Origin of the sequence: Vibrio sp. TRT 21S02 (assembly GCF_050113675.1) — a bacterium.
GTDB lineage: Bacteria > Pseudomonadota > Gammaproteobacteria > Enterobacterales > Vibrionaceae > Vibrio.
In genome coordinates this window covers 454,877-462,603 of the sequence record NZ_JBNJOI010000002.1, presented here as the reverse complement: position 1 = coordinate 462,603, position 7,727 = coordinate 454,877, and the positions used below count along the sequence as shown (strand labels likewise).

Annotated in this window: 7 protein-coding genes and 1 pseudogene; all 8 read left to right on the top strand. The window is 39.3% G+C overall.

The window, feature by feature from the left end; all coding sequences use genetic code 11:
* Window positions 1-285: 285 nt before the first annotated feature.
* Window positions 286-1,581, top strand: coding sequence for a tetratricopeptide repeat protein (locus tag ACQEXU_RS04130; protein WP_427009796.1), 1,296 nt, complete (start codon window positions 286-288; stop codon window positions 1,579-1,581).
* A 1,795-nt stretch (window positions 1,582-3,376) separates the two neighbouring features.
* A complete protein-coding gene (locus tag ACQEXU_RS04125; RefSeq protein ID WP_005448240.1) occupies window positions 3,377-3,634 on the top strand; it encodes a type II toxin-antitoxin system Phd/YefM family antitoxin in 258 nt (85 codons plus the stop codon).
* A complete protein-coding gene (locus ACQEXU_RS04120) occupies window positions 3,622-3,924 on the top strand; it encodes a type II toxin-antitoxin system RelE/ParE family toxin (RefSeq protein WP_023585859.1) in 303 nt (100 codons plus the stop codon). The genes ACQEXU_RS04125 and ACQEXU_RS04120 overlap by 13 nt, the downstream gene beginning before the upstream one ends.
* Window positions 3,925-4,092: 168 nt before the next feature.
* On the top strand, window positions 4,093-4,680 hold the full coding sequence (locus ACQEXU_RS04115; RefSeq protein WP_427009795.1) for a hypothetical protein: 588 nt from the start codon (window positions 4,093-4,095) through the stop codon (window positions 4,678-4,680).
* A gap of 182 nt (window positions 4,681-4,862) precedes the next feature.
* Window positions 4,863-5,189: pseudogene (locus tag ACQEXU_RS04110) on the top strand (glutathione binding-like protein); the annotation flags it as partial.
* A 141-nt stretch (window positions 5,190-5,330) separates the two neighbouring features.
* Window positions 5,331-5,963 carry an FMN-binding negative transcriptional regulator gene (locus tag ACQEXU_RS04105; protein WP_427009794.1) on the top strand — a complete coding sequence of 211 codons (633 nt, stop codon included), beginning with the start codon at window positions 5,331-5,333 and terminating at the stop codon, window positions 5,961-5,963.
* A gap of 139 nt (window positions 5,964-6,102) precedes the next feature.
* Window positions 6,103-6,771, top strand: a complete 669-nt coding sequence (locus ACQEXU_RS04100) for a hypothetical protein (RefSeq protein WP_427009793.1) — start codon at window positions 6,103-6,105, stop codon at window positions 6,769-6,771.
* 145 nt (window positions 6,772-6,916) lie between these two features.
* A complete protein-coding gene (locus ACQEXU_RS04095) occupies window positions 6,917-7,705 on the top strand; it encodes a phosphotransferase (RefSeq protein ID WP_427009792.1) in 789 nt (262 codons plus the stop codon).
* Window positions 7,706-7,727 lie beyond the last annotated feature (22 nt).

Sequence of the window (7,727 nt, the reverse complement as noted above, 5' to 3'; positions counted from 1 at the left end):
GCGGGAGCAAACTTCATGATTATCGCATCTCACTGTTTTTATGTTCAGAGGTGTCGCACTTCGTACTTGAATCCAAGAAAACTAACAAACTGTTTAAGAGTGATTCGCAACGCGTGGCATTTTTACTATGCGTTGTTTTTAGTGTTTAAGGTGGTATGCGGCGGCATCGGTATTGTGTTGCTCACACCTTAACAGGGCGTTATGTGCTCAAGCTTTCTTATACTAGTAAGTGTATGATGCTAAATGTTAAGATGCGCCTTCCAATATATATAAAAGTATTACTTTATGAAACGTTTTGATATTTTGACTCCAATCGTCATTTCTATACTAACATGTTCGAAATCATATGCTGATGACTATGAAGAACTAAAAGCATATGCTAGCTCTTACAGCATAGATGTTAATGCGTTACATAATATCAACTCTGGCCCTGAATATTTGGCATTACAAAAACTGGCCGAACAAGGTAACTCTTACGCGATATTTTATACGGCTAAAAATATTTATGGTAATTCTCGTTCGGGAGAGGTGATTAAATATAGGAGGGCATTCAATCGATTTAAATTACTTGAAGCTAATGGTGATAAACAAGCGGCTAAATATATCAGTAAGCTTGAAGAGGATTTTGGTTTTGATTTTGCTAAATTTAATAAGAATATTCAAAAACTCAGAATGCAATCTCTTGCAGGGGATCTTAAATCAACTCTTAAACTGGCAAGGTTTTACTATAGAGGTGAGTCTGTTCCAAAGGACTATGATGAAGCTCTTAGGTTGGCTAAGCTTGCTTGGCCAAAAGTAAGGCTAGGAGAGCATGCAGAGCTATTTTTAGATCTTTATTCGGTTTACAACAATAGAGACTTTGACCAAGGTGAGGTGAAAAAAATGGTCACTAAAGCAGCAGAATCAGGCGATGTAAGAGCGATGATTCTAATGCAAAAGGTAGAACGAAACAAAAAGCGCTATTGGGAAAGAAAAGCTCTAAATATGCTTATGGTTCAGGCTAAACAAGGGAGTTCACAAGCACAATATATACTTAGTAGCGAATTTAAATCTCAAAAGCAATGGTTAGATATCTCAGTTGAAAATGAGAATGCAGATGCTCTACTGTCTAAAGCCCATGATGTTAGTCATACTGCGAACATATACAACGAAAACAAGAATGCGAAAGAACAATTTGAACTAGTGCTAAATCTTTTGGAGAGAGCTCATAAAGCAGGAAATAGGTTTGCTTCCGGTCAGTTAGGGGCAATGTATTCATATGGGCATTTCCCGTTAACTTTTGACTATAAAACTTCAGAGCCTATTGTTTCTCCTGATATTCAGAAAGGATTGGAATGGTATAGCATTGCTGCCCATTATGGGTATGGCGCAGCAGATTTAGGTGAGCTTTATTATGAGCTTGGTAAGTTTGAACAAGCTTATTTTTGGAGTAATATTGGCTTCAGGTATCAGGGTTCCAGACATGCCTATGAATTGGAGTACATGTCGGCACAGAAGATAAGTGCTGACAACATATCATTACTAGAAAGGCATGCCTTTATTTGTGTCGCTTCTGACTACACTATTTGCTCTATTAATTGATAATTATGAAATGAGAAGTTATCAATTAATATGATTACTAACTACACATAACATAGCATTTAAGAGTGACTCACAACGCTTGGCGATTTCAGTTTAAACTCGGCTTCAGTGTTTAAGGCAGTGGTTTAGGTTTGGTGTTTTAGCGTTGTTTGCACCTTAATGCGGCGTTATATTTCCAGTTCCATATAGCTAGGTATGGAAGCTATATATCGGCTTAAGTTCTAAATAGTGAGGAAATCAACTTTGTATGAACTGTTTGTTTCGGAGATGGAGTTTGTTTTATTGATAGCTTTTACCTCACTTCATTTTTATAAAAAATGGAAAGGCAAAGTTTATGTCGGTATTAGTTTTATTTTTGCTGGGGCCATATCTTTCGTTTGCATAGAAATATATGTTGGAAACTTGATTATGTGGTCTGTGTCTTTTTTATTGTTGATTGCAAATGTAATTGTACATATGACACCGAATAGATAGGTTAGCTTTGGGCTTCAAAAATATAACAAGGCATTTAAGAGTGACTTACAACGCTTGGCGATTTCAGTTTAAACTTGGCTTTAGTGTTTAAGGTGCAGTGGTTTAGGTTAGGTGTTTAGCGTCGTTCGCACCTTAATACGGCGTTAGGCGACGGGCAGAAAAGTTCTTTTTTCTCATCTTCTTAGTTCTCTTTGAGCCTTTGTTTTTCTATGTCGGCAATTAAACATTGTCGGCTCAAATTCTCGAATCTCTCTGGTCGTAAAACATGCTAAGGTTCGCGGGTTGCCTCATTGGTTTTAACTATCGGTTGGTTGTGAATTTCACTGGCTCAAAGTGTGGAAAGGGCAAGTTAATCGAGGTTTTCATTCTCGCTTTAAGTTTGTAGCCTTCCGTTTCGCCTCCTCAAAAGCAACTTGATCGCTGAAAGTCTGTATTTCGTGGTTGTCGAAATTTCGGCTGAAACATAGTGACATTTGTGGTTCTTGAATCACAAAAAGTTAGTGGGTGTTTGGTTGCTTATTCGGTTTCGGGTAGTCTGCTTTCAAACAACCTTAAACCCGGGTGGGAAACTTCGCCTAACAAGGCGTTTAAGACGGATTCACAACGCTTGGCGATTTCAGTTCAAGTTAGCTTAAGTGTTTAAGGTACAATGGTTTAGGTTTGGTGGTTGGCGTTGCTCACACCTTAACAGGGCGTTAGGCGACAGGTAGGAAAGTTCTTTGTTCTCATCTTCTTAAATCCCTTTAGCCGTTTGTTTTTCCTAGTCGGCAATTTAGTATTGTCGGTTCAAATTCTTGAATATCTCCAACCGTAAAACATGTCAAAGTTCGTGGGTTGCCTCATTGGCTTTTGGTGCAGGTTGGTGGTGAGTTTCACTGGCTCAAAATGTGGCAAGGGCAAGTCAATCGTAGCTTTCGTTTTTGCTGCTAGCTTGTAGCTGTTGGTTTCTCAGGTTAAAAAGCTACTTAGTCGCTGCAAATTCGCATTTTGTAGTCGCTGGGGTTTTGGCTGAAACATAGTGAGTTTTGTGGTTCTTGAATCGCAAAAAGTGCGTGTGCATTTTGTTGGCTATAGGGTTTCAGGTAATCTGCTTTCAAAACCACTTAAACACAGGTGGGAAACTTCGCCTAACAAGGCGTTTAAGGCGGACTCACAACGCTTTGTGGTTTTGGTTTAAGTCAGCTTAAGTGTTTAAGGTACAATGGTTTAGGTTTGATGGTTGGCGTTGTTCACCACTTAACGCGGCGTTAGCCGTCATGGAGCTTGCTATACTCAGAGTGATAGAATAGTATCACTCTAGTATTCCTTTGGAGCAGCTCTCATGAAAGTAGAACTAGTTACATCACTCAAACGTCAAGCAACTAAGATCCTCGCCGATCTCCACGACACCAAAGAACCAGTGTTAATTACTGAGCATGGTAAGCCATCTGCGTATCTAGTTGATGTTGATGACTACGAATTTATGCAAAATCGTTTAGCTATCCTTGAGGGTATTGCACGAGGTGAGCGTGCGCTAGCTGACGGTAAAGTGGTAAGTCATGATGAAGCCAAGGACAAAATGTCAAAATGGCTGAAGTAATCTGGACTGAACCTGCGTTATCTGATCTCAATGATATCGCTGAATACATCGCACTTGAAAATATCGTAGCTGCAAAGCACTTAGTACAAACGATCTTCTCCAAAGTCGAACGCCTACAAACTTTCCCAGAGTCAGGTCGTATTCCACCCGAGCTAGAACATTTAAGTTATCGTGAAGTTGTCGTTAATCCATGTCGTGTTTTCTATAAACAAGACGGTGACAAAGTGTTTATTCTGTTTGTTATGCGTGCAGAGAGAGATTTGCGTAAGTTCCTGTTGAGTAAGCAGTAACCTTTGGGAATGAGCGGCTAACAAGCAATTTAAGAGGGATTCACAACGCTCGGCATTTTTGCTTCTACTTCAAATTTAGTGTTTATGGCACAATGCTTTAGGTTGGGTGGTGGCGTTGTTCACCCCTTAATTGGGCATTATACATTAAGAAGGAAATGAATCACAATTATGTTAACTTTGTCTATTTTTCTGATTTTTATAGGGATAGTTTTGTATTTTACAGTCGTTGTCGATATGTTTAAGCAAAAGATATGGTTGGGTTTTTTAGGGCTGTTCCTATTTCCTTTCACTTACTATCACGCATTTAAAAATTACTCTGGTAATAAGCTTCGTATGGGTTTGCTCTTAGTTGTCACGACACTGTTACCTTTTACCTATATTCAACTAGAGCTAAGTGCCGCTGGAAGCGAGTTGGAACCATTTTTGACTTCAGTAGGTGAAAGTAATCTTCTCAATTGCTCCCTAGAGTCATCGGTTATGTCATCTGGTGGTGTAACATTTTATACGTTGTTTTGTTCCAGTAAGTTATCCGAAAGCCTTAAATATACGAGTGAAAGCGAGCTGGTTGATGTTTACTGGAAAAATATAATTCAACCCGCTTTATCGGTTTATCGAGACAGCTTCGGGAAAGTAGAGGGTAAAGGGGTAGTGCTAGGCATAAAATCACCTTCAAGTCTTCTGGCTTGCTACAAAATAGAGAACCCCGGAACTGTTATTGAAGCATGGAGTTCTGGGTTGTCGGATCCGTGTGGGTAAGAAATGTATAACAAAGCATTTAAGAGTGACTCACAACGCTTGGCGCTTTCACTTTAAGCCAGTTTAGTGTTTATGGCACAATGCTTTAGGTAAGGTGTCAGCGTTGTTTACACCTTAATTTGGCGTTGTGTTTACTTGTAATTCAAAGGCTTAAATGTCTTAGGCTCTAGTTCTTTGTCCCTTTGGCAGTTCGCTATTACCCTCATCGCCATACTAATGATGAAGCAACTATTCCAAATGTTGTAGCGGCACAAGACGAAAGAATTGCGGATGCGTTGTCTATTATCAACGACCAGCTCGAGCACAATGAATTCTTGCTTGGTGATATGCTAACTGCATGTGATTATTTCCTGTTTATGCTCGCTGAGTGGTCGTTGCTAATTGAGAAGTCACCACTTGAGTTCAAACATTTAGCAGCGTATATGAAACGTCTTTGTTCGAATCCAACTATTAAAGCGGTTTGCGACATCGAGGATATAGACCTCACACCATTTGAATCATACTCATAACAATAAATTTAAGCAGATTCACAACACTTGACACTTTGGGTTTAAATCGGATTAAGTGTTTATGGCGCAATGGTTTAGGTAGGTGGCAGCGTTACTCACTACTTAATTTGGCGTTATATACACCACATACAAGGATGAAATATGTTTATTCCAAGGAAATTTAGGCAAGAAAAAATAGAGGAGTTACTTGCTGTTATACAGCAGTATTCATTTGCCACACTTGTCTCATATTCAGATAACGGTATGGAAGCTACTCATCTTCCAGTTCTGTTGAATTCGGTAGGTGAGACGCTTATTTTGAAGGCTCATATAGCCAAAGCAAATCCTCTGTGGAAAAAAGTTCAAGATGGTTCGGATGTACTTGTTATTTTTAATGGCCCTAATTGCTATATCTCACCAAGCCATTATCCAACGAAAGCTGAACATGGCAGGGCAGTTCCGACTTGGAACTATGTTGTAGTGCATGTGAAAGGTTCCATTTCATTTGTAACAGATTCTGATTGGATATATAACGTAATTGATGAGCTAACAACTAAACACGAAGTTGGTTCATCTAACTCTTGGTCTATATCTGACGCTCCTGAGGAGTATATTCAAAAAATGCTACCAGCTATTGTTGGTGTTGAAATAGAAGTTAGTTCTCTCGAAGGGCAATGGAAGCTTAGTCAAAATCAGCCAGAGAAGAATCAACAGGGTGTTATAAATGGTTTATCAATACTAAATGACTCAACTTCCCTCGCCGTAGCATCAATGGTTCGAGAACAAATAGAGTAAGTAACAAAGCACTTTGAGTGACTCACAACATTTGGTGATTTCAGTTTTTAAGGTGCAATGGTTTAAGTCAGGGTGGAGCATTGCTCAGACCTTAGTGTGTTATGTAATCGTCACTTTTTATAGTAATGGAAATGAATAAATGAGAATGAAATCTACTCTTCTTGTAGGGTTTAGCACAATAATTGTTGGTTGTGGCGGTGGAGACGGTGGCGCTGTTGATTCAACTAGTTCTCAAATAGATGCATCCAGTTGTTTTGGTATTCAGCTATTTGAACCTGGTACTAGGATTACAATGACAACTAGGAAAAATAATATTGATTCGGTACAAAATGCTTTAGTCAAAAATGCTCAGTTTCAAGGGCAGGATGTTATTGAACAATATAATGAAGATACAGGTGACAGTTTGTATTTAACTGTAGATGCAGCCAATAAGTCTTACTTTATAGTTGGTGGCACGGATGCAAACCAAGAGTGGTATTATTCACCGCCGTCTAAAGTAGCTTTTGATTTGAAATTAGGTGAGACAGATAGTGGCACACATACGATGATTTCAGGAACGGATCAGTTTGTTTACGATGAATCAAACAAGTTTGTCGGCATGGAAGTAATTACAATTGCTGCAGGGACATTTGATACATGCAAGTTTGAACACAATTCATCCGTGACATTGCCTTCAGGAGAAAAAAAGTCAATTAGTTCAGAAAGGTGGGTTTTGTCTGGGTATAGTATAGCAATTAAAATTGTAGCAGGTGGTAATACAACTGAACTTGTTTCAGGGAGCATAAATGGCGACCCGATATCAAACTAATACGTAGAAAAGCATTTAAGAGAGAGTCAAAACTTCAGTTTAAGCCTGTTTATAGTGTGTTAGGCGAGAGGTATCAATCTCCTAAAGCTTCGTACGGTTTATTTTCATAGGCACCATAATCCCAAAAATATGAATAAGGAAGTTAATGGAAGTACTTCAAGGTGGTCGGGACAATTCAATTTTTCGTTCTGAAAATAAGGTCTACAGACCTCGCGGAAAATGGTCTGAAACGGTGCATCGCTTACTGTTACATATTGCGGCGGAGGGTTTTACTTCAGCGCCTAAGCCGTATGGTTTTGATGATAATAACAATGAAATTCTTTCGTATGTTTGCGGTGATGTTGTCAATTATCCACTGAAGGGCAATATTGCTACCACAGAAGCTCTAATTACTGCGGCTAAACTTTTACGCCGATATCATGATGCATCTAGTTCATTTCTTTCAAAACACACGTTCGAAAAACTGGAGTGGATGCTGCCGCGTAAAGAACCGGCGGAGGTGATATGTCATGGTGATTACGCGCCTTATAATGTCTCTTTGGTTGGTTCTCAGGTAGTAGGGATCATTGACTTTGATACCGCTCACCCTGCACCAAGAACTTGGGATATCGCTTATGCTCTATATTGTTGGGCTCCTTTTAAAACACATGAACATGATGCTATGGGTGATATAGCATCGCAGTCCTTGAGAGCAAAACAGTTTTGCGATGCGTATGGTTTAAGTCTTGGTGCTCGTAACCCCCTGGTGATGGAGATGATAGAAAGAGTGCAAGCCTTGATCGATCATATGCACAATCAAGCAAACTTAGGTCATGAAGCTTTTATCCAGAATATTGAAGATGGCCACCATTTAGCATATATGGCAGATATTGAATATTTAGAGAGTAACGCTCAATACATTACAGAAATTTTGATGGCTGAAACGAGCATCTAGTGCCTGATATTGTCCATTCAGG